Raw genomic sequence first — 21,059 nt, forward strand, 5'->3', positions numbered from 1 at the left:
GCGGCAGGGTGGTTCACCCCGCCGCGGTCGCCTCTGAGCGAGGCCTTGCGAGCGGCGGATCCGGTCCCTCAGACCGCGTCGGAGACGCGGATGGTGCCCACCGGGAGACCGCCGCCTGTGACGACGAGGTCGAGGCCGTCGCGCACGCGGGCCACCGCATCCGAGGCGACCGCACCACGACGCTCGAGCAGGGTCAACGCCACGAGCGAGGCGGCCCGGAGGCTGCCGTCGAGCATCTTCACCGCCACCGCCGTGCCGTCCTCCGCCGCCATCACCATGACGCCTTCGGCGCCGAGCTTCGCCAGCACGCCGAGCTCGTCGATCACGACGGTGTTCGCGCGACCGTGTCCGTCGATGGCCCAGCCGTTCGCGAGGACGCTCGCCGTCAGGCGCGCGGCCGATCCCTCGCGGGCCGACCGCACGCGGCCGATCCCTCGCGCGAGGGCGGTCAGCGACATCGCGTGCACCGGAGCGCCGCAGCCGTCGATGCCGGTGTGCACGATCGGCTCGCCGGTGAAGTCGACGACGGTCTCGCGCACGCGCTCCTGGAGCGGGTGGTCGAGCTCGAGGTACGACCCGACGTCCCACCCCGAGTGCACGCACGCGAGCAGCATGGCCGCGTGCTTCCCCGAGCAGTTCATGAAGACGCGCCGAGGTCCGCCCTCGAGGGCAGCCGCCGATCGGGCGGCCGAGTCGCCGGGCCAGTCGGGCGGGCAGCCGAGGGCGTCCTCGTCGAGTCCGGCCAGCCGGAGGACCGACTCGACCACCTCGACGTGCTGAGGCGTCCCCGCGTGCGACGCGGTGGCGAGCACCGTCTGCACGGGATCGAGCTCGATCCCGGTGTCGAGCGCGGCGATGGCCTGGAACGGCTTCATGCACGAACGGGGGTACACCGCGATGCCGGGGGAGCCGAGCTCGGTCAGCACGGACCCGTCGGGCGCGACGACCACGGCCGAGCCGGCGTGCCGCGACTCGATGAACCCGCTGCGCTCCAGCACGGCGAGCTCGACCGACTCCTCGACCGTCGCCGTGCCGAGGGCGCGGGGCGCTCCGCTGTCGACGACCGGGTCGGCGTGCCGGCCGGTCATGCGCGGTCCAGGGCGGCGAACCCCTCCTCGAGGACGTCCAGGGCGTCGTTCAGCAGTGCGTCGGTCGCCGCGAGCGAAGGGAGGAATCGGAGGACGTTGCCGTAGGTGCCCGCGTTGAGGATGAGCACACCGTGAGCGGCGGCGTGCGCGACCAGCGCGTTCACCGCATCCGGGTTCGGCTCTCGTGTCGTCTCGGACGTGCCCGGCTTCACCAGCTCGATCGCGACCATCGCTCCGATGCCGCGGATGTCGCCGATGATCTCGTGGCGCTCCTGCAGGGCGCCCAGCCGGCTCTTCAGCACACGCTCGATGCGGTCGGCCTCGGCGAGGAGGTTCCCCGCGTCGATCTGCTCGAACACGGCGATGGCCGCCGCGGCGGCGACCGGGTTGCCGCCGAAGGTGCCACCCAGTCCGCCGGGCTGCGCCGAGTCCATGATCTCGGCCCGACCGGTCACGCCCGCGAGGGGGAGGCCTCCGGCGATGCCCTTCGCCGACAGCACCATGTCGGGCACGAGCCCGAAGTGCTCGCTGGCGAACCACCGGCCGGTCCGCGCCATGCCGCTCTGGATCTCGTCGGCGATGAACACGATGCCGTTCTCGGTGCACCATTCCTGGAGCGCCGGCAGGTAGCCCTCCGCGGGGACGACGAAGCCGCCCTCGCCCTGGATGGGCTCCACGACGAGGCAGGCCAGGTCGGCGGCGCCGACCGTCTTCTCGAGGTAGCCGATCGTGCGGGCCGCGGCCTCGGCGCCGGAGAGCCCGTCGTGGTACGGGTAGGAGTTCGGGGCGCGGTGGACGCTGCCCCCGAGCGGACCGAACCCGGCGCCGTAGGGCATGGCCTTGTAGTTCATCGCCATCGTGAGGTTGGTGCGTCCGTGGTAGGCGTGGTCGAGCACGGCCACCCCGCTGCGGCCGGTATGCTTGCGGGCGATCTTGACCCCGTTCTCCACGGCCTCAGCCCCCGAGTTGACGAGGACGGTGCGCTTGGCGAAGTCGCCGGGCGTCTTCTCGGCGAGGAGCTCGGCGACCCGCACGTACTCCTCGTACGGGGTGACGGTGAAGAGGGTGTGGATGACGTCCTGCAGCTGAGCCGCGGCGGCCGCCACGACGTGCTCCTCCGCGTGACCGACGGTGGTGACGCCGATGCCGGCGCCGAGGTCGATGAACTGGTTGCCGTCGACGTCGACCAGGATCGCTCCGGCCGCCTTCGCCACGTAGATCGGCAGCGCGGCACCCACGCCCGGGGGCACGACGGCCAGACGTCGGGCGTGAAGCTCCTGCGACCGGGGGCCGGGCACGGCCGTGACGATCTTCCGCTCCTGCGTGACCGCGGCGACGGGGGCTTCGATGGTGTCTGTCATGAGGATCGATCGTAGTCGGGCGCCCTCCGCACCGCGGGTTAGTCTGAGCGCGTGAACCGTGAACATCACTACAGCGTCGATGCGGAATGGCTTGGCAATAGGGGAACGGGCACATCCGCGTACCGCGAGTACGGACGCAGCAGCGTCGTCCGCGCCGAGGCCAAGCATCCGATCGAGGCCTCGGCCGACCGTATCTTCCACGGCGACGCGGATCGCTGGAATCCCGAGGAGCTCCTCCTCGCCGCGCTCGCCGAGTGCCACATGCTCTCGTTCCTGCACGTCGCGGTCCTCCACGGCGTCGTGGTCACGGGGTACACCGATCACGCGGAGGGCGTGATGGTCCAGGAGGGCGAGGGCGGCCGGTTCGTCTCGGCCACCCTGCATCCCGTGGTGGAGGTCTCCTCCGAGGTCACCGACGAGGAGATGGAGCGCCTGCACCACGAGGCCGCGGAGAAGTGCTTCATCGCGAACTCGATGAACTTCCCCGTCGAGCACGAGCCGTCCCTGGTCCGGCGCTGACCGCCCGGGGCGACGAGGAGCAGAGCGCATGAGCACGCCCACAGCAGCCCAGCGGAGGTTCGTCCTCGTCGTCGCGATCCTGGCGTCGTTCGTCTCCTTCCTCGACGGGACGGTCGTCAACGTCGCCCTGCCCGCCATCGACCGCGAGCTCGGGGGAGGCCTCGCGGCGCAGCAGTGGGTGGTCGACGCCTACCTCCTCACGCTCGGCGCCGTGATCCTCCTCGCGGGCAGCCTCTCCGACGTGTTCGGGCGCCGCAAGGTGCTCGCCGCGGGCCTGATCGGGTTCGGCGTCACCTCGGTGGTGTGCGCGCTCGCGCCGACGATCGAGGTGCTGATCGTGGCGCGCGGACTCCAGGGGATCGCGGGCGCGCTGCTCGTGCCGAGCTCTCTGGCCATCATCATCGCCACCTTCGAGGGGCCGGCCGAGTCGCGGGCGATCGGCACCTGGACCGCCTGGACGAGCACCGCGAACCTCGCCGGTCCCGTGCTCGGCGGCGTCCTCGTCGATCTCCTCTCCTGGCGGCTGGTGTTCGCGATCAACATCCTCCCCATCGCCCTCACCCTCATCCTGCTGCACCGGCTCCCCGCCGACCGGCCGCGCGAGGCGGGCAGCCGCGTCGACGTGACGGGTGCCGTCCTCGGCGTCGTCGGACTGGGTCTGCCCGTGTTCGCCCTCATCGAGCAGTCGCGATTCGGATGGGGGTCACCCGTCGTCTGGCTGCCTCTCGTCGTGGGGCTGGCGGCGTTCGCCGCGTTCCTCGTGTGGGAGTCGCGGGCGAAGGCGCCGATGCTCCCTCTCGACCTCTTCCGCGCGCGCAACTTCTCGGCGGGCAACCTCGCGACGTTCTTCATCTACGGCGCCCTGTCGCTCGGCTTCTTCGTGGTCGCCGTCTTCCTCCAGCAGGTGGCCGGTTACAGCGCGACGTTCGCGGGGCTGGCGGCCATCCCGTCGACCGTGCTGCTGATCGCGCTCTCGACGCTGTTCGGGACGCTGTCCGGTCGCCTCGGCCCTCGGCTCTTCATGACCGTCGGACCGCTCATCGCCGGGGTCGGTTACCTGCTGATGCTCCGGGTCGACGCCTCCGCCGACTACCTCACGCAGGTGCTCCCCGCCATCGCCGTCACCGGTCTCGGCATGGCGATCACGGTGGCGCCGCTGACCTCCGCCATCCTCGGTGCGGTGCACTCGGGCCGATCGGGCATCGCCTCGGCGGTGAACAACGCGGTGTCCCGCGTGGCGGGGCTCATCGCTATCGCGTTGACCAGCCTCATCGTCGGTTCGCAGCTCGACCTCGACGGCTTCCACCGCGTCGCGATCGTCACCGCGGCCCTGTTCGCCGCGGGCGGGGTGATCTCGCTGGTCGGGATCCGGAACCCCCGTTCCCAGGCGGCGGCCAGCTGACGGCAAGGCGCAGCGGCGAGACTGTCGCGGCGGCGGATCACGTAGTCTGTCGCAGACCCCCTCCCCAGACGACCAGAGGACTCATGCGCCGCCTTCCCGTGACACTGACCGCCACTCTCGCCACGGCGGCCGCGGCCGCCCTGCTCCTGGCGGGATGCTCGTCCAGCCCCGATCCGTCCGACTCCTCCGCGACCGCCGCCGCGCCGACGCCGGGCGCCGCGAGCTGCGCCGACTCGGGCAGCGCGTCCAACTCGGTCACCGTCACCGGCGACTTCGGCGCGGCACCGACGACCGCGTTCACCGGCCCGTACACGATCGACACCACCGAGCGCACGATCGTCACCCAGGGCGACGGCGACGAGCTGGCCGCGGGCGACATGGCCACCGTCGACTTCACGATCTACAACGGCAGCACCGGTGACAAGGTGTTCTCCACCTTCGACCAGGGCGCCACCCCGCTCCAGCTGACCGTCGACGAGTCCCAGTTCATCGTCGGAGTGGTGCGCGCGGTCAACTGCGCGCCCGTGGGCTCCCGTGTCGCCGCGGTCATCCCGCCGGCGGACGGCTTCGGCACGAACGGCAACAGCTCCCTGGGGATCGGCGCCACCGACTCCATGGTCATGGTGGCCGACATCGAGCAGCTCGTCCCGTCGCGCGCCGACGGCGCCGACCAGCCCGCTCAGGACGGATTCCCCACCGTCACCCTCGACGACTCCGGACAGCCGACGGTCTCCATCCCGCAGGCCGACGCTCCCGCCGATCTCCAGCTCGAGGTGCTGAAGAAGGGCGACGGCAAGACGGTCGCCGACGGCGACACCGTGACGGTCCAGTACCAGGGCACCATCTGGCGCACCGGCGAGGTGTTCGACCAGAGCTGGGGCCGCGGGCCCACCTCGTTCCAGACCTCCGGCGTCGTCCCGGGCTTCAAGCAGGCGCTCGTCGGCCAGACCGTCGGCTCGCAGGTGCTCGTCGTGATCCCGCCGGCCCTCGGATACGGCGACCAGGGCAACTCCGCCGCGGGCATCCAGGGCACCGACACGCTCGTCTTCGTCGTCGACATCCTCGCCGCCGACACCCCCCGCACCTAGTCCGCCCTTCCCCGGTCTCGCCAAGCTGGTGGCCTTTCGCCACGCTCATGCCTGTGGCGAAAAGGCGCCAGCATGGCGAAACGGGAGAGGATGGTCCGCATGCAGAGGGTTGTGATTCTCGGGTCCACGGGGTCGATCGGGACGCAGGCGCTCGACGTCATCCGGGCGAACCCGGAGCGGTTCGAGGTCGTCGGGCTCGCCGCGGGGCGCAACCGCGAGCTGCTTGACGAACAGGCTGCGGAGTTCTCGGTCGACGAGACCGCTCTCGGCGCCGACGACGCGGAACGGCTCGTGCGGTCGGTCGAGGCCGACGTCGTGCTCAACGGCATCACCGGCTCGATCGGCCTCGGTCCCACCCTCGCGACGCTCGAGGTGGGCGCGACCCTCGCGCTGGCGAACAAGGAGAGCCTCATCGTCGGCGGCGACCTCGTGACGCGTCTGGCGCGTCCCGGCCAGATCGTGCCCGTCGACTCCGAGCACTCGGCGATCGCGCAGGCCCTCCGCTCCGGCACGCACGGCGAGGTGTCCCGGCTCGTGCTCACCGCGTCCGGCGGCCCCTTCCGCGGCCGCAGCCGTGAGTCGCTCCGCGACGTCACCCCGGCGCAGGCGCTCGCGCATCCGACCTGGGACATGGGTCTCGTCGTCACCACCAACTCCGCGACCCTCGTCAACAAGGGCCTCGAGGTGATCGAGGCGCACCTGCTCTTCGACGTGCCGTACGCCGACATCGCCGTCACCGTGCATCCGCAGTCGATCGTGCACTCGATGGTGGAGTTCACCGACGGCTCGACCATCGCGCAGGCCTCGCCGCCCGACATGCGGCTTCCCATCTCGCTCGGCCTCGACTGGCCGCACCGCGTGCCCGGCGTGGGCACGCCCCTGGACTGGACCACCTCCCAGAGCTGGACGTTCGAGCCGCTCGACGACGAGGCGTTCCCCTCGGTCGCGCTGGCGAAGGAGGTCGGACGCGCGGGCGGCGGCTTCCCCGCCGTCTTCAACGCGGCGAACGAGCAGGCGGTGCGGGCCTTCCACGACGAGCGGATCGGGTTCCTCGACATCCTCGACACCGTGCGGCGTGTGGTCGACGAGCACAGCGAGGACGGCGGGGAGATCACCCGCGAGTCGCTCCTGGCCACCGAGACCTGGGCGCGCCGGGAGGCGGACCGCCTCATCGACTCGGCCGACTAGGGAGCGAATCCTCGAGGGAGCCTCGGTCTCCTAGGGCGTCCTTGGCCGGTGTCCAGCCGCCGGTCAGCGTGGTGACGGGGGCGGACTGTATCGTCCTCGTGTGGAAACCGTCCTCCAGTTCGTGCTCGGCGTCGCGATCATCGCCGTCGGCGTCGCCCTGTCGATCGGTCTCCACGAGGTGGGCCACCTCGTGCCGGCGAAGCTGTTCGGCATCAAGGTCACGCAGTACATGGTCGGCTTCGGGCCGACGATCTTCTCGCGCCGCAGGGGCGAGACGGAGTACGGCTTCAAGGCCGTCCCCCTCGGCGGCTACGTCGCCATGGTGGGCATGTTCCCGCCCCGGAAGGGCGGCGCGGCCACCGCCCAGAGCACCGGCTTCTTCCAGTCGATGATCCAGGATGCGCGTCAGCAGTCGGCGGAGTCGGTGGGCGACGACCTCGACCGCGCCTTCTACCGCAAGCCCGTCTGGCAGCGCATCATCGTCATGCTCGGCGGCCCCTTCATGAACTTCGTGCTCGCCATCGTCTTCTTCGCGATCACGGTGTGCGTGTTCGGCACCGTCCAGTCCTCGACCACGATCGGCAGCGTCAACACCTGCGTGCTGCCTGCCACGAGCGAGCGCCAGACCTGTGAGGACGGCGACACCCCGGCACCCGGCGCCGCCGCCGGCATCAAGCCCGGCGACCGCCTCCTCAGCGTCGCGGGTACCCCCATCGACAGCTGGGCCCAGTCGACCTCGATCATCCAGCGCTCGGCGGGCGACACCGTCCCCGTCGTCGTCGAGCGCGACGGACAGCAGGTCACCCTCTCCGTCACGCCGCTCCTCACCGAGCGCTACGTCACGAACGACGACGGCACCATCGCCAAGGGCTCCGACGGCCAACCGCTGACGCAGGAGGTGGGCTTCGTCGGCATCGGTCCCGCCAGCCAGCTCGTGCAGCAGCCCATCACCGCCGTGTTCCCACTCATGGGGCAGACCATCGGCAACACGGTCAACCTCGTGCTCAACCTCCCGCAGCGCCTGGTCGACGTGGCCAACGCCGCCTTCGGATCGGGTGAGCGCGATCCCAACGGACCCATCAGCGTGGTCGGCGTCGGCCGCGTGGCGGGCGAGATCGCCACGATCGACGAGATCCCGCTCGCGAGCAAGGCGGCGACCTTCTTCGGCATGCTCGGCTCGCTCAACATCGCGCTGGGCGTGATCAACCTCGTGCCTCTCACGCCGCTCGACGGCGGACACGTCGCGGCCGCGATCTGGGAGGCCATCAAGCGGGGCTTCGCCAAGCTGCGCCGGAAGCCGGACCCAGGCCCCGTCGACGCGGCGAAGCTCATGCCGCTCACGTTCGCCGTCGTCATCGTGTTCGTCGGCATGTCGGCCCTGCTCATCTACGCCGACATCGTGAAGCCCATCAACATCCTCGGCTGACGCGCTCACCCGGCGCATCCCGCCGAGTCACTCGGCCGGCGTACTCCCCGGGGAGTACGCCCGAGACCCCCTCCCGGGCGACGACCGCACGGTGACGCGTCGCTACGATCGGCACATGCGTCCCGCCGATCACCCCTCCGCGCCCGAGGGGTGGGGCCGCGCGGAGGGACCCTTCAGCGGCAGGGGTCCGCTGCCACCGCGCGCGAGGCTGCTGCTCCCCGTGGTGGTCTCCCTGGTGATCGGGGTGGGCGGTACCGTCTTCCAGCTCGGCGGGCTGCGGATGTGGGGGCTCGCGACCTGGCATCCGGTCGTCGCCCTCGCGTTCGCGGTCGCGGGTCCGCTGCTCCTCCTCGCCGCACGACGGTACCCGGGCCCGACGGTGGCCGCGGTGCTGGCGGTCACCGTCGCCGACGTCCTCGTCCAGCCGCACGTCGTCGCCCCGTTCGCCGCGGCGGCGTTCGCCATCGTCCTCGCCCTGGCGCGGGGAGCGAGGGTGTGGACCTTCGCCTCGGTCGCCGGAGCCTGGCTCGCCGGGCTCGCGGGGCTGTCCCTCATCGGAGAGGAGTGGCCGCCGCCGCGCCTGGTCGCCACCACGGTCGGCCTCATCGTCGCGCTCGGCGCGGGCGAGTTCCTCCGCACCCGGCGGCTGCGCATCCGCGAGCGGCAGCTGCTGTGGCAGCGCCGACGCGAGGACGCCGCCGCCGAGGAGCGTGTGCGCATCGCGCGCGAGCTCCACGACGTGCTGGCGCACTCCCTGTCGCAGATCAGCGTGCAGGCGGGCGTCGGGCTCCACCTCCTCGACGCCCAGCCGGAGCTGGCGCGATCCGCCCTGGAGAGCATCCGGGTCACGAGCCGCACCGCGCTCGACGAGGTGCGCAGCGTGCTCGGCGTCCTCCGCTCCGACGACCCGTCCCGTTCTGCGACCGTGGGCGCTGCAGACCTGCCCGGTGCCGGGCGGACGCCGCAGCCCGGTCTCTCGAACCTCCCGGGTCTCGTCGACTCGGTCGCGACCCCGACGATGACGACCTCGCTCGAGGGCGACATCGATCTCGACCTTCCGCCGGCCACGCAGTCAGCGCTCTACCGCATCGCGCAGGAGTCGCTGACGAACGCCGTGCGCCACGCGCAGGCCTCCGCAGTGGTCGTCCGGCTTAAACCGCTTCCGGGTGCGGTCGAGCTCACCGTCTCCGACGACGGCGTCGGACTCGAGCGCACCGAGCCCGGCCGCGGCATGCTCGGCATGCGCGAGCGCGCCGAACTGCTCGGCGGGACGCTGGACGTGGGACCGACGGAGGGCGGAGGAACCACGGTGCGCGCGACGATCCCGAGGAGACGGCCATGATCCGAGTCGTGATCGCCGACGATCAGCACCTCATCCGCGGCGGCTTCAGCGCACTGCTCGAGAACGAGCCCGACATGACCGTCGTGGGGGAGGCGTCGACCGGGCGCTCCGCCGTCGACGTGGTCAGGGCCACCCGGCCCGACGTCGTGCTCATGGACATCAGGATGCCCGACGGGGACGGGATCGAGGCGACGGCGGCGATCACCGCCGACCCCGCCCTGGCCGCCACCCGCACCGTCGTCGTGACCACGTTCGAGCTCGACGAGTACGTCGTCGACGCCATCCGCGCGGGAGCCTCCGGGTTCCTGGTGAAGGACACCGAACCGGTCGAGCTCATCCGCGCCGTCCGGGTGGTGGCGTCGGGGGACGCCCTGCTCTCGCCGAGCGTCACCCGGCGCCTCCTCGAGCGCGTGGCGCCGGCGCTGACTCCGATGACCGACGGCCTGCTGACCGAGCTCACCGACCGGGAGCGCGAGGTGCTCGCCCTCGTCGGCCAGGGGCTCACCAACGAGGAGGTCGCGGCCCGGCTCTTCCTCAGCCCGCTGACCGCCAAGACGCACGTGTCGCGGATCATGTCGAAGCTCGGTGCCCGCGACAGGGTGCACCTGGTCGTCACGGCGTACGAGTCGGGTCTGGTGCGTCCCGGCATGCGCCCGGGGGAGTAGCGCGGATTCGTCCTGGCGGCGGATTCGCGGAGGGCCATCGCCGGGGAGTGTGGTGGTGCGGTCGCTCCGGCCGCACCGTCGAAGGGATCCATCGTGTCCGCACTGCTCGCCACCGTCTCCGCCGCGGGGCCCGTCGCCCACCCCTGGGGCTTCGGACCCGGCCCGTGGCTGTTCATCCTCATCCCGCTGTTCTGGTTCCTCGTCCTCGGCCTCGTGTTCGCGCTCGTCGGTCGGCGACGCTGGCGGCGATCCGCACCCGGCTCGGCGTTCGGGCCGGGCTACGGCGAGGCCGGCTACGGACCCCAGGGCTGGGCCGGACCCGGTCGGAGCGCGGAGTCGACCCTCGCCGAGCGCTTCGCCCAGGGGGACATCGACGAGGTCGAGTACCGCGCCCGCCTCGAGGTCCTCAGGGCGAACCGGCCCTCCTGACGGCAGAGCGGATGCGGGCTGCCGCCGGCCCGCATCCGCCCGACCCGGTGCCGGATGGACGCTGATCGGGCGCTGACCGCTCGCCCAGAGAACGGACTTAGACTGGCGACGTGGCTGCAATCAACGTCGGGATCCCCCAGGTCCCCGAGACCCTCGCTCCTCGTCGCAAGTCCCGTCAGATCCGGGTCGGCAAGGTCCTCGTCGGCGGCGACGCGCCCGTGAGCGTGCAGTCGATGACCACCACGCCCACCACGAACATCAACGCCACCCTGCAGCAGATCGCCGAGCTCACCGCCTCCGGCTGCGACATCGTGCGCGTGGCCGTGCCCTCCCGCGACGACGCCGAGGCGCTGCCGATCATCGCCAAGAAGAGCCAGATCCCGGTCATCGCCGACATCCACTTCCAGCCCAACTACGTGTTCGCCGCGATCGACGCCGGCTGCGCCGCCGTCCGCGTGAACCCGGGGAACATCCGCAAGTTCGACGACCAGGTCGGCAAGATCGCCGCGGCCGCCAAGGCGGCGGGCGTCAGCCTCCGCATCGGCGTCAATGCGGGGTCGCTCGAGCCGTCGCTCCTCGCCAAGTACGGCAAGGCCACGCCGGAGGCCCTCGTCGAGAGCGCGGTCTGGGAGGCGTCGCTGTTCGAGGAGCACGACTTCCACGACTTCAAGATCTCCGTGAAGCACAACGACCCGATCGTGATGGTCAAGGCCTACCGCCTGCTCGCCGAGCGGGGCGACTGGCCGCTCCACCTCGGCGTCACCGAGGCCGGCCCGGCGTTCCAGGGCACGATCAAGAGCGCGACCGCGTTCGGCATCCTGCTCTCGGAGGGCATCGGCGACACGATCCGTGTCTCGCTCTCGGCCCCGCCGGCGGAAGAGGTGAAGGTGGGACTGCAGATCCTGCAGTCGCTCAACCTGCGCGAGCGCAAGCTCGAGATCGTCTCCTGCCCGTCGTGCGGCCGCGCCCAGGTCGACGTGTACACCCTGGCGAACGACGTCACCGAGGGCCTCCAGGGCATGACCGTCCCGCTGCGCGTGGCCGTCATGGGCTGCGTCGTGAACGGCCCGGGCGAGGCCCGCGAGGCCGACCTCGGCGTCGCCTCCGGCAACGGCAAGGGCCAGATCTTCGTCAAGGGCGAGGTCATCAAGACCGTCCCCGAGGCCGAGATCGTCGAGACCCTCATCGCCGAGGCCAACCGCCTCGCCGCCGAGATGCCCGCCTCCGCCGTCGGCACCCCCGAGGTCGTCACCGCCTGACCCGCCCGCCGGGGCTCGCCCCCGGCGCCCCGCCGCGCGGTCGTCTGGGGCACGCCTCCGGCGCCCCCCGCCTCGCGGTGGTCCGCGCGGGTGTCCGGGGCACGCCTCCGGCGCCCCCGCCTCGCGGTGGTCCGCGCGGGCGTCCGGCTCGCGGCGGCACTGCGGGTTCCGCCCTCGCAGCGTGCCGACGCCGCCGATACGGCCCTCTGTCGCTGTGTAGCGGGCGCAACCCGCTGTCAGCTGGCGGGCCCGTCCCACCGCCCTGGTGAGGGCACCACGCGGCACCTTCCGCCGACCGCGCCTCCTGCTGCGGGTTCCGCCCGCTCAGCACGTGGGAATCGCCCCTGCGGCGGCTCATCAGCTCTGAGGGGGCGCAACCCGCATGGACCCAGCCGAGGCGAGCCATCTCGGGTCCCGCCGCTCGACGCTGGCTGGCTAGTCGGGCCGGCCCGAGACGGGTTCCGCCCGCCCAGCGCGCCGTCGACGGCGATGCCGCGCTAAGCCGGCTCCCGGAAGGCGCAATCCGCGTGATCCCGTTCACCCGGCCACGGTCCGGGCCTGGCCCGCGGCCGGAGCTCGCTGCCGAGCCGAAGGGGGCGGCGGTCGCGGAGTTCCGCCCGACTCAAGCCGCGATGGTGGCCCAGGGTCCGGCTCGACTCACGCGGTGATGGCGGTCCGCGGGTTCCGCTCGCTCGGCGTGATGATGGTGGTCGTGGGTTTCGCTTGCTTGGCGTGGTGAGGGTGGTCCGTGGGTTTCGCTTGCTTGGCGTGGTGAGGGTGGTCCGTGGGTTTCGCTTGCTTGGCGTGGTGAGGGTGGTCCGTGGGTTCGGCTTGCTTGGCGTGGTGAGGGTGGTCCGCGGGTTCGGCTTGCTTGGCGTGGTGAGGGTGGTCCGTGGGTTCGGCTTGCTTGGCGTGGTGAGGGTGGTCCGTGGGTTCGGCTTGCTTGGCGTGGTGATGGTGGTCCGCGGGTTCCGCTTGCTCGGCGTGCTGATGGTGGTCCGCGGGGGTTCGGCTCGCTCGGCCTGGTCATGGTGGTCCGCGGGTTCCGCTTGCTCGGCGTGGTGATGGTGGTCCGCGGGTTCCGTTCGTTCGGCACGATGATGGTGGTCGCGGGTTCCGCCCGCTCGGCGCTGCGACGGCGGCCGGGAGGCGGCGTGCGCGCTGCCGGAGGGCGCAATCCGCGCCGTCGTCAGTGGGACCGACGGTGCTCGCCGCGGCGGACGATGTCGAGGATGGACTGGAGGCAGCGCGCCCAGTCGTAGCAGACGTCCCAGTGGGTGAAGCGGAGGACGAGGTATCCCTGCGCCGCGGCCTCCCGGTCTCGGCGCCGATCCTCCTTGAACCCCGTCGGTGTTCCATGCGTCTGGTAGCCGTCGACCTCGATGATGAGACGGTCTCCGACAAGCAGGTCCACTCGCCCGAGGCCCGGGATCCAGACCTGTGGACGGACGCGCACTCGCCGGCTCCGCAGGCCGAGACGGACCTTCGTCTCGAGTCCTGACTGGGCCGAGCCGTCGGTCCGCGCGAGGAGGGCTCTGTGCTTCTCGGGGAGGACGGCGAGAGCGTCGGAGAGTTCCGAAGGCGTCATCAGGCGACGGTTGAGGACCGAATCTAGCGTGGCCACCGCGTCGAGCATCGGTTGGCAGCGGACTGCGCAGGCGACTGCGGCGGGCATCGTATCGGCGGCGGCCATCGGGAGGGCCAGCGGAAGCCGATGCACGCGCATCCCCTCAGCCTCGAGCCGGTCGCGCTTCGCTGCGGTCCGCAGGTGGATCCCGTCGTCGGAGAGGACCCACACACCGGACCTGCGGAGCAGACTCAGACAGCTGAGCCGCCCGCCTGCGCGTACGGCCGCGACCGCTTCTCGGTCAGCGCTCTCGAGCGCCACCCACCCCTTCCGGACTCGGACGAGCGACCCGCGCCTGACGGCGTCGTCGATGGATCGCGGCCCGTGCCCTTCGCTGATGAGGGCGGCGCGAGGGGCGATCCCGCCGAGGCGGAGAACCGAGTCGAGGAGCATCGTCACAGGATGCTGCTCCCCTCGTCGCCGCGGGGCTCTCAAACGCTCTCTGTGGACAACGCGGCGTCGTCGGCCCAGTGTGGACGAGCCGACGACGCCCGGGAGTGCCCTCAGCTCACGACGGGAGGACGGGACACCCGTCGACGCCCTGCACGCACATGCTGAACGAGAACCCGATCAGGCCCATCGACGACAGAGCCCACAGACAGGCGACCGCGAAGACGATCGCCCCCGCGGAGACGACCACGCCCGCGGGCGCGACGGCGTCGGCCGAGCCGCGCGTCTTCGCCCGCACGAGAGCGACGATGCTGACGACGAGTCCGAGGACGGGGGCGACCAGAGCGAGCGACAGACCCACCACGCTGAGCGTGGCGGTCCCTCTCGGCTCCGAGACTTCGATGACCTCGCTGGAGCGTTCCATGGCGATCTCCTCTCGATGCCGGGGCTCAGTAGCCGTAGGAGAAGGAGGCGGAGAGGGCGCCGCCGATGGCGGAGACGATGCCGATCACCAGGCTGAGCGCCATCACGATGATCGCGACGATGACACCCCATCGGGCGAGAGCGTTGCGGTAGCCCGCGCGCTTCGACTGGTTCAGGGCCACGATGCTGAGGATCAGACCGATGAGCGGCAGGACGAACGCGAGGATCAGCCCGACGATGCTGAGCGTGCGGCCCGGGTCGTCGGCGACGGACCCTCCAGGCGACGGCGAGGGCGGCGCCGGGGGCATGGGTGCGTACTGGTCCTGGGACATGACTGGGTCTCCTCCATCTCATCCGGGCCGTCTTCGACCGGCCTCAACCGGGCGGTCTCCGACCGGCCTCAACCGGACCGTCTTCGACCGGCCTCATCCAGGCCGCCTCCGAGGGGCCTCATCGAGACCGACGTCGAACGGCCGACATCTGATCGAAGGTGACTATAGCTCATCTCTCGCCGGGCGCGATGCGAGCACCGGTGCGACAATGGCAGCGTGTCGAATCGCCCTTCCCCTCGACGGCCCGCCGGCAGGCCGCGCGCGTCGTCGAAGGAGATGCTCGAGGAGGCCGCGGCGGAGCTGTTCGTCGAGAACACCTACGAGCGCACGACCATCGAGCAGATCGCTCAGCGCGCCGGGGTGAGCCGCAACACGTTCTTCAACTACTTCGCGTCCAAGAGCGACCTGCTGTGGGCCAGGCTCGACGACGGGGTCGACCTCCTGGCGGAGCGTCTCGCAGAGGCGTCCACGCATCCGATCGACCCCTACGAGGCGGTCGAGCGCGCCGTCGCCGAGACGCTCGAGGGGCTGGCGCGCGGGCCCGCGCCGCTGGTGCTCACCCAGTACGAGGTGATGGGCGTCGACGACGACCTCCGCGCCGGCGGGCTCACGAGGGCCCTCCGTCACGCCGAGGTGATCGAGCGCTTCCTCGCATCGCGCCTGGGCCCCGAGGCGCCCTCGGCCCGAGCGGTCTCCCTCGCGGTGGTGGGCGCCGCCGCAGCGGCCGTGGGCGAGTGGGCGACCGCGGGACCCGACCGCACCGGCCCCGGCAGCTACGCGATCGCGGCGGTGCACCCGGTGCTGGCCGGGTACCGGGCAGCCGACGGGGCCCTGCCCGCCGAAACAGCGCCCCATAGCAGCCGGGAAGGCCTGTAGAATCTCCTCTCGACGACGTCGATCCGGCCATCACCGGGGAGTCTCCGGAAGAACGGCGAGAGCTCAGTAGAACCGGGCGGGCGGGCCCGACACAGCCCAGACGAGCGGCCAGACGCAGAAGCAGCAGACGCACCACGCGGAAGCACATGCACCACGCAGACGCACTGGCAAGCGAGGTGGTACCGCGGATGCGGAGCGCAGCTCCGGGTTCGTCCTCGTGGAAGAGCCTTCCAGTGGAGAACCATGGTCTACCCCAAGTCCGACCCTGCAGACTTCGCCCCCGAGCACGGCGAGGCGAGCGAGCTCGCGTCGACCGTCGTGCCGTCGCCGCACTTCCCGACCATCGAGGACGGTGTGCTCGCGTTCTGGCGCAAGGACGACACCTTCCGCGCCTCCATCGCGAACCGCGAGGGCCGCGACGAGTGGGTGTTCTACGACGGCCCGCCGTTCGCGAACGGACTGCCCCACTACGGGCACCTGCTCACGGGCTACGCGAAGGACGTCTTCCCACGCTTCCAGACGATGCGCGGGCACCGCGTCGACCGCCGCTTCGGCTGGGACACGCACGGCCTGCCCGCCGAGCTCGAGGCGATGAAGCAGCTCGGCATCACCGAGAAGAGCCAGATCGAGGAGATGGGCGTCGAGGTCTTCAACGCCGCCTCGCGCCGGTCGGTGCTGCAGTACACCCGCGAGTGGCGCGACTACGTCACCCGTCAGGCGCGCTGGGTCGACTTCGACAACGACTACAAGACGCTCGACATCACCTTCATGGAGAGCGTGCTCTGGGCCTTCAAGCGGCTCTACGACAAGGGGCTCGCCTATGAGGGCTACCGGGTGCTGCCGTACTGCTGGAAGGACGAGACCCCGCTCTCGAACCACGAGCTGCGGATGGACGACGACGTCTACAAGATGCGCCAGGACCAGACCGTCACGGTCACGTTCCCGCTCATCGGCGCCAAGGCCGAGGCGCTCGGCCTCACCGCCGTGCGCGCCCTGGCGTGGACGACGACGCCGTGGACGCTGCCCACGAACCTGGCGCTCGCGGTCGGCCCCGACATCGAGTACTCGGTCGTGCCGAGCGGCCCGAACGGCACCCCCGACGCCGAGGTCCACTCGCGCGCTGGAGCTGGGAGCGACGATCCGGTGGATCGTCGCCGCGACGCCAGCGCCGACGAAGCTGTGCTTCGTCGGTTCGGCGAGAACACCGAGGTGCTGGCCGCCGAGTACCTCCTCGCCTCCGACCTCGTCGGCGGCTACGCGAAGGACCTCGGCTACGACTCCGCCGACGAGGCGCGCGCCGCCGTCAGCCGCACGATCCTCGGTCGTGAGCTCGAGGGTGTCGAGTACGCCCGCCTCTGGGACTACTACGCCGACGTCGAGAGGTGGGGCACGCAGAACGCGTGGCGCATCCTCGTCGCCGACTATGTGTCGACCACCGACGGCACCGGCATCGTGCACCAGGCCCCCGCCTACGGCGAGGAGGACCAGCGCGTCTGCGAGGCCGCCGGCATCCCCGTCATCATCTCCGTCGACGACGGCGGCCGCTTCCTCAGCACGGTGCGAGACGTCGAGGGCATCCACGTCTTCGACGCCAACAAGCCGCTCACGCAGATGCTCAAGGCCGACGGCAGGCTGATCCGTCAGGCCAGCTACGAGCACAGCTACCCGCACTGCTGGCGCTGCCGCAATCCGCTCATCTACAAGGCCGTCTCGAGCTGGTTCGTGCGTGTCACCGAGTTCCGCGACCGCATGGAGCAGCTCAACCAGGAGATCGAGTGGGTCCCCGAGAACGTCAAGGACGGGCAGTTCGGCAAGTGGGTCTCCGGCGCCCGTGACTGGTCGATCTCGCGCAACCGGTACTGGGGCTCGCCCATCCCGGTGTGGAAGAGCGACGACCCGAACCACCCCCGCGTCGACGTGTACGGCTCGCTCGAGGAGCTCGAGCGCGACTTCGGCACGCTTCCGCGCAACCGCGACGGCGAGCCCGACCTGCACCGCCCGTTCATCGACGAGCTGACCCGCCCGAACCCCGACGACCCGACCGGGAAGTCGACCATGCGCCGGATCGAGGACGTCTTCGACGTCTGGTTCGACTCGGGTTCGATGCCGTTCGCGCAGGTGCACTACCCGTTCGAGAACGAGGAGTGGTTCGCCACCCACAGCCCGGCCGACTTCATCGTCGAGTACATCGGGCAGACGCGCGGCTGGTTCTACGTGATGCACGTGCTCTCGACCGCGTTGTTCGACCGGCCCGCGTTCAAGAACGTGATCAGCCACGGCATCGTGCTGGGCAGCGACGGGCAGAAGATGTCGAAGTCGCTCCGCAACTACCCCGACGTCAACGAGGTCTTCGACCGCGACGGGTCGGATGCGATGCGCTGGTTTCTGATGTCGTCGAGCGTGCTGCGCGGCGGCAACCTCATCGTCACCGAGGAGGGCATCCGCCAGGGCGTGCGCGAGCTGCTGCTGCCGCTGTGGAGCACGTACTACTTCTTCACCCTCTACGCGAACAGCGCCGGCGAGGGGCACCGGGGCTACGAGGCGCAGTGGCGCACCGACTCCACCGACGTGCTCGACCGGTACCTCCTGGCGAAGACCCGCGAGCTGGTGCACGACGTGACCCGCGACCTCGAGGGGCTGGATGCGACGCTCGCCTCCGCCAAGCTGCGCGACTTCGCCGACGTGCTCACCAACTGGTACGTGCGCCGCTCGCGCGAGCGGTTCTGGGAGGGCGCCGACACGGCGGCGTTCGACACGCTGTACACCGTGCTCGAGACCGTGCTGAGGGTGGCGTCGCCGCTCGTGCCGCTCGTGGCGGAGCACATGTGGAAGGGCCTCACCGGCGGCCGGAGCGTGCACCTCGCCGACTGGCCGAACGAGAACGCGTACCCCGCGGATCCGGGTCTCGTGCACGCGATGGATGCGGTGCGCGGCATCTCCTCGACCGTGCTGTCGCTGCGCAAGCAGCACGGGCTCCGCGTGCGTCTGCCGCTGGCCCGACTGACGGTCGTGGTCGACAACGCGGCGAGCCTGGCGCAGTTCGAGGGCATCCTCCGCGACGAGCTCAACGTCAAGGACGTGACACTCGTCGAGCTGCAGGACACGAGCGCCGCCGAGTTCGGCATCACGTCGCGCCTCACCGTGAACGCGCGCGCCGCCGGCCCCCGGCTCGGCAAGCAGGTGCAGCAGGCCATCAAGGCGGCTCGCGACGGCGAGTGGACCGAGCAGAACGGGGTCGTCTCGGCCGGCGGCATCGAGCTGCAGGAGGGCGAGTACGACCTGGTGCTCGAGACCGGCGCCGCCTCGGGCGGCTCGGCCCTCGCGCTGCTGCCCGCTGGAGGGTTCGTGCTGCTCGACACCGCGACCACGCCCGAGCTCGAGGCCGAGGGCCTCGCGCGCGACGTCATCCGCGCCGTCCAGGACGCCCGCAAGTCGGCCGGCTTCGACGTGAGCGACCGCATCGTGCTCGACCTCGTCTTCTTCGACGAGGCGGATGCGCGTGCCGTCACCAGCGCGTCCGGCGTCGTCGACGTGGCGGGCGAGACGCTCGCCACGAACTACGCCGTCTACTCGCCCGACGAGGTGCCGGCCCTGCGCGAGCACTCGTCGGCGCTGGCCTCGGAGTGGCTGCCCGGCCTCGTGGCCTTCGCCCCCGAGCACTTCGTGAGGATCCCCGAGAACACCTACGCGAACACCGGCGAGTTCGTCGTCGCCGTGGGCCGTGTGAACAGGAGCGCCGATGTCTGATCACGGATTCGACGAGAACGAGGACGAGCAGCCCAACCCCGAGGAGATCGGCCCCGAGGAGATCGGCCCCGACGACCTCGAGGAGCTCGATCCCGAGGAGCTCGCCGAGCTGGCGGAGGAGGGCGAGGCCGAACGGGTCGCGGCTCGTCTCGAGGAGGCCGGCGAGGACGCCCCCGACGAGTTCGTCGACGAGGGCGACGCCGTCTACGACGCGCTCCTCGCGCGCCTCGGCGAGGCCGCCCCGCAGCCGCGCCTGCACGCCACCCGACGGGCCGTCGAGCTGCTCGGAGACCCGCACCGGGCGTACCCGATCATCCACATCACGGGCACCAACGGGAAGACCTCGACGAGTCGCATCGCCGAGAGCCTCCTCCGTGCCCTGGGCCTGCGCACGGGCCTGTTCACCAGCCCCCACCTGGTGCGGGTCAACGAGCGGATCGTGATCGACGGCAAGCCCATCTCGAACGAGGCGCTCGCGTCGAACTGGCGCGACGTCGAGCCCTTCCTGGCGATCGTCGACGGAGAGCTCGCCGCGGCCGGTGAGTCGCCGCTGACGTACTTCGAGGCGCTCACCGTCCTCGCCTACGCCTCCTTCGCGGAGGCCCCGGTCGACGTCGCCGTGATCGAGGTCGGGATGGGCGGCGAGTGGGACTCGACCAACGTGGCCGATGGCCAGGTCGCCGTGTTCACGCCGATCTCCCTCGACCACACCGACCGCCTCGGCACGACGGTGGCCGAGATCGCCCGCACCAAGTCGGGCATCGTCAAGCCCGCGGCGCAGGTCGTGTCCGCCGCCCAGCATCCCGACGCGCTCGCCGAGCTGCGCCGGGCCGCCGAGCTCACCGAGTCGACGTTCGCGCTCGAGGGCGACCGCTTCGCCCTCGAGGAGTCGTCGGTCGCCGTCGGCGGTCAGCTGGTCAGCATCCGCGGTCTCGCCGGCCGCTACGACGAGGTGTTCCTGCCGCTGTACGGCACCCACCAGGGTCACAACGCCGCCGTCGCGGTGGCCGCGGTCGAGTCCTTCCTCGGGGGCGGGTCGCAGCGGCTCGCCGATGACGTGATCGCCGAGGGCCTCGGACAGGTGACGTCGCCCGGTCGGCTGCAGCTCGTCGGCACCGAGCCGACGGTCCTGGTCGACGCCGCGCACAACCCCGGAGGCGCCGAGGCGCTCGCGCAGGCCGTGGGGGAGTACTTCACCTTCGGACGCGTGATCGTCGTGCTCGCGGTGCTGCAGGGCAAGGACGTCGAGGGGATCGTGCGTGCGCTCGACCCGATCGCGGCCGAGTTCGTGATCACCTCGTCCGCGAGCGAGCGCGCGATCGACCCCGACGAGCTCGCCGCCGCGGTCGTGCGGATCGTCGGCGCCGATCGTGTCAGCGTCCAGCCCGACCTCGAGTCCGCGCTCGACGAGGCGCGCGACCTCGCCGACGACGCCGAGCAGGGTGCGGTGCTCGTGACCGGCTCGATCACGCTCGTCGGAGACGCCATCTCGATCGCGGAGCGCGGGGGCTGGAAGCCGTGAGATCCGACTCGGTCAGGCAGATGCTGGCCTCGATCGTGCTCGGGTTCGAGGCCGTGATGTTCTTCTTCGCGGCCCTGGTCGTGTTCGGCCTGAAGGCGCTCCCGCCTGCCCCGGCGCTCATCGGGGGCGCGGCCGTCTGCGTGGCCCTCCTCCTGAACGCCGTGCTCGTGCGTTACCGGTGGGGCTACTGGCTCGGCTGGGTGATGCAGGGTGTGATCGCGGCCACGACGGTCCTGGTGCCCCTGATGGGCGTGGTCGCCGTCATCTTCATCGGCATCTGGGTCTACGTCATGGTCGTGGGCGCCCGTATCGACAGGCAGAAGGCGGCTAGGGTCGATGTGGAGCATCCGCCGGAGTCGGTGGAGGAAGGATGAA

The 21,059-nt window shown here is 71.2% G+C and carries 18 protein-coding genes; 13 read left to right on the plus strand and 5 right to left on the minus strand.

Annotated elements, in window-relative coordinates; translation table 11 throughout:
- Positions 1 to 68: 68 nt before the first annotated feature.
- Both IEX69_RS00670 and gabT read right to left on the minus strand, forming a co-directional pair.
- Positions 69 to 1,088, minus strand: a complete 1,020-nt coding sequence (locus IEX69_RS00670) for an asparaginase (protein ID WP_085019224.1) — start codon at positions 1,086 to 1,088, stop codon at positions 69 to 71.
- Positions 1,085 to 2,449, minus strand: coding sequence for a 4-aminobutyrate--2-oxoglutarate transaminase (gabT, locus tag IEX69_RS00675; RefSeq protein WP_085019225.1), 1,365 nt, complete (start codon positions 2,447 to 2,449; stop codon positions 1,085 to 1,087). The genes IEX69_RS00670 and gabT overlap by 4 nt, the downstream gene beginning before the upstream one ends.
- Positions 2,450 to 2,500: 51 nt before the next feature.
- Between gabT and IEX69_RS00680 the strand changes: the two genes are divergently transcribed.
- The 9 genes from IEX69_RS00680 (at position 2,501) to ispG (ending at position 11,767) form a co-directional block, all read left to right on the plus strand.
- Positions 2,501 to 2,968 carry an OsmC family protein gene (locus tag IEX69_RS00680; protein WP_085019226.1) on the plus strand — a complete coding sequence of 156 codons (468 nt, stop codon included), beginning with the start codon at positions 2,501 to 2,503 and terminating at the stop codon, positions 2,966 to 2,968.
- Between the two features lie 28 nt (positions 2,969 to 2,996).
- Positions 2,997 to 4,370, plus strand: a complete 1,374-nt coding sequence (locus IEX69_RS00685) for a DHA2 family efflux MFS transporter permease subunit (protein ID WP_085019227.1) — start codon at positions 2,997 to 2,999, stop codon at positions 4,368 to 4,370.
- A 98-nt stretch (positions 4,371 to 4,468) separates the two neighbouring features.
- The gene (locus IEX69_RS00690) at positions 4,469 to 5,458 is read left to right on the plus strand and encodes an FKBP-type peptidyl-prolyl cis-trans isomerase (protein WP_229756191.1); all 990 of its coding nucleotides are present in this window, start codon (positions 4,469 to 4,471) and stop codon (positions 5,456 to 5,458) included.
- A gap of 99 nt (positions 5,459 to 5,557) precedes the next feature.
- Entirely contained in the window at positions 5,558 to 6,646 is a 1,089-nt protein-coding gene (locus tag IEX69_RS00695; RefSeq protein ID WP_174604424.1) for a 1-deoxy-D-xylulose-5-phosphate reductoisomerase, read from the plus strand.
- Between the two features lie 100 nt (positions 6,647 to 6,746).
- A complete protein-coding gene (locus IEX69_RS00700) occupies positions 6,747 to 8,072 on the plus strand; it encodes a M50 family metallopeptidase (protein WP_085019230.1) in 1,326 nt (441 codons plus the stop codon).
- 115 nt (positions 8,073 to 8,187) lie between these two features.
- Positions 8,188 to 9,414, plus strand: coding sequence for a sensor histidine kinase (locus IEX69_RS00705; RefSeq protein ID WP_085019231.1), 1,227 nt, complete (start codon positions 8,188 to 8,190; stop codon positions 9,412 to 9,414).
- Positions 9,411 to 10,079, plus strand: a complete 669-nt coding sequence (locus IEX69_RS00710; protein WP_085019232.1) for a response regulator transcription factor — start codon at positions 9,411 to 9,413, stop codon at positions 10,077 to 10,079. The genes IEX69_RS00705 and IEX69_RS00710 overlap by 4 nt, the downstream gene beginning before the upstream one ends.
- A gap of 93 nt (positions 10,080 to 10,172) precedes the next feature.
- Entirely contained in the window at positions 10,173 to 10,508 is a 336-nt protein-coding gene (locus tag IEX69_RS00715; protein WP_085019233.1) for an SHOCT domain-containing protein, read from the plus strand.
- Between the two features lie 110 nt (positions 10,509 to 10,618).
- Positions 10,619 to 11,767, plus strand: a complete 1,149-nt coding sequence (gene ispG, locus IEX69_RS00720; protein ID WP_174604425.1) for a flavodoxin-dependent (E)-4-hydroxy-3-methylbut-2-enyl-diphosphate synthase — start codon at positions 10,619 to 10,621, stop codon at positions 11,765 to 11,767.
- A 1,189-nt stretch (positions 11,768 to 12,956) separates the two neighbouring features.
- Here the strand turns inward: ispG and IEX69_RS00725 are convergent.
- From IEX69_RS00725 to IEX69_RS00735, 3 genes are all read right to left on the minus strand, one after another.
- Positions 12,957 to 13,355, minus strand: coding sequence for an endonuclease domain-containing protein (locus tag IEX69_RS00725; RefSeq protein ID WP_174604426.1), 399 nt, complete (start codon positions 13,353 to 13,355; stop codon positions 12,957 to 12,959).
- A gap of 547 nt (positions 13,356 to 13,902) precedes the next feature.
- On the minus strand, positions 13,903 to 14,208 hold the full coding sequence (locus IEX69_RS00730; protein ID WP_085019236.1) for a hypothetical protein: 306 nt from the start codon (positions 14,206 to 14,208) through the stop codon (positions 13,903 to 13,905).
- Between the two features lie 25 nt (positions 14,209 to 14,233).
- Positions 14,234 to 14,539 carry a hypothetical protein gene (locus tag IEX69_RS00735; RefSeq protein WP_085019237.1) on the minus strand — a complete coding sequence of 102 codons (306 nt, stop codon included), beginning with the start codon at positions 14,537 to 14,539 and terminating at the stop codon, positions 14,234 to 14,236.
- Positions 14,540 to 14,755: 216 nt separating this feature from the next.
- On the opposite strand from IEX69_RS00735, the gene IEX69_RS00740 reads away from it, so the two are divergent.
- The 4 genes from IEX69_RS00740 (at position 14,756) to IEX69_RS00755 (ending at position 21,058) form a co-directional block, all read left to right on the plus strand.
- A complete protein-coding gene (locus IEX69_RS00740) occupies positions 14,756 to 15,415 on the plus strand; it encodes a TetR/AcrR family transcriptional regulator (RefSeq protein WP_229756192.1) in 660 nt (219 codons plus the stop codon).
- Positions 15,416 to 15,658: 243 nt separating this feature from the next.
- Positions 15,659 to 19,162 carry an isoleucine--tRNA ligase gene (locus IEX69_RS00745; RefSeq protein ID WP_085019238.1) on the plus strand — a complete coding sequence of 1,168 codons (3,504 nt, stop codon included), beginning with the start codon at positions 15,659 to 15,661 and terminating at the stop codon, positions 19,160 to 19,162.
- Complete coding sequence (locus tag IEX69_RS00750; RefSeq protein WP_085019239.1) at positions 19,155 to 20,684, plus strand: bifunctional folylpolyglutamate synthase/dihydrofolate synthase; 1,530 nt, start codon at positions 19,155 to 19,157, stop codon at positions 20,682 to 20,684. Before IEX69_RS00745 ends, IEX69_RS00750 begins: the two co-directional genes overlap by 8 nt.
- The gene (locus IEX69_RS00755; protein ID WP_217348684.1) at positions 20,681 to 21,058 is read left to right on the plus strand and encodes a DUF4233 domain-containing protein; all 378 of its coding nucleotides are present in this window, start codon (positions 20,681 to 20,683) and stop codon (positions 21,056 to 21,058) included. The genes IEX69_RS00750 and IEX69_RS00755 overlap by 4 nt, the downstream gene beginning before the upstream one ends.
- Position 21,059 lies beyond the last annotated feature (1 nt).

This window comes from Cnuibacter physcomitrellae, from assembly GCF_014640535.1.
GTDB lineage: Bacteria > Actinomycetota > Actinomycetes > Actinomycetales > Microbacteriaceae > Cnuibacter > Cnuibacter physcomitrellae.

Excerpts from the sequence above, each read along its gene's own strand:
- IEX69_RS00670 (WP_085019224.1), bottom strand. The coding sequence starts at position 1,088 with ATGACCGGCCGGCACGCCGACCCGGTCGTCGACAGCGGAGCGCCCCGC.
- gabT (WP_085019225.1), bottom strand. The coding sequence starts at position 2,449 with ATGACAGACACCATCGAAGCCCCCGTCGCCGCGGTCACGCAGGAGCGG.
- IEX69_RS00685 (WP_085019227.1), top strand. The coding sequence starts at position 2,997 with ATGAGCACGCCCACAGCAGCCCAGCGGAGGTTCGTCCTCGTCGTCGCG.
- IEX69_RS00695 (WP_174604424.1), top strand. The coding sequence starts at position 5,558 with ATGCAGAGGGTTGTGATTCTCGGGTCCACGGGGTCGATCGGGACGCAG.
- IEX69_RS00705 (WP_085019231.1), top strand. The coding sequence starts at position 8,188 with ATGCGTCCCGCCGATCACCCCTCCGCGCCCGAGGGGTGGGGCCGCGCG.
- IEX69_RS00710 (WP_085019232.1), top strand. The coding sequence starts at position 9,411 with ATGATCCGAGTCGTGATCGCCGACGATCAGCACCTCATCCGCGGCGGC.
- IEX69_RS00725 (WP_174604426.1), bottom strand. The coding sequence starts at position 13,355 with ATGACGCCTTCGGAACTCTCCGACGCTCTCGCCGTCCTCCCCGAGAAG.
- IEX69_RS00730 (WP_085019236.1), bottom strand. The coding sequence starts at position 14,208 with ATGGAACGCTCCAGCGAGGTCATCGAAGTCTCGGAGCCGAGAGGGACC.
- IEX69_RS00735 (WP_085019237.1), bottom strand. The coding sequence starts at position 14,539 with ATGTCCCAGGACCAGTACGCACCCATGCCCCCGGCGCCGCCCTCGCCG.
- IEX69_RS00745 (WP_085019238.1), top strand. The coding sequence starts at position 15,659 with ATGGTCTACCCCAAGTCCGACCCTGCAGACTTCGCCCCCGAGCACGGC.
- IEX69_RS00750 (WP_085019239.1), top strand. The coding sequence starts at position 19,155 with ATGTCTGATCACGGATTCGACGAGAACGAGGACGAGCAGCCCAACCCC.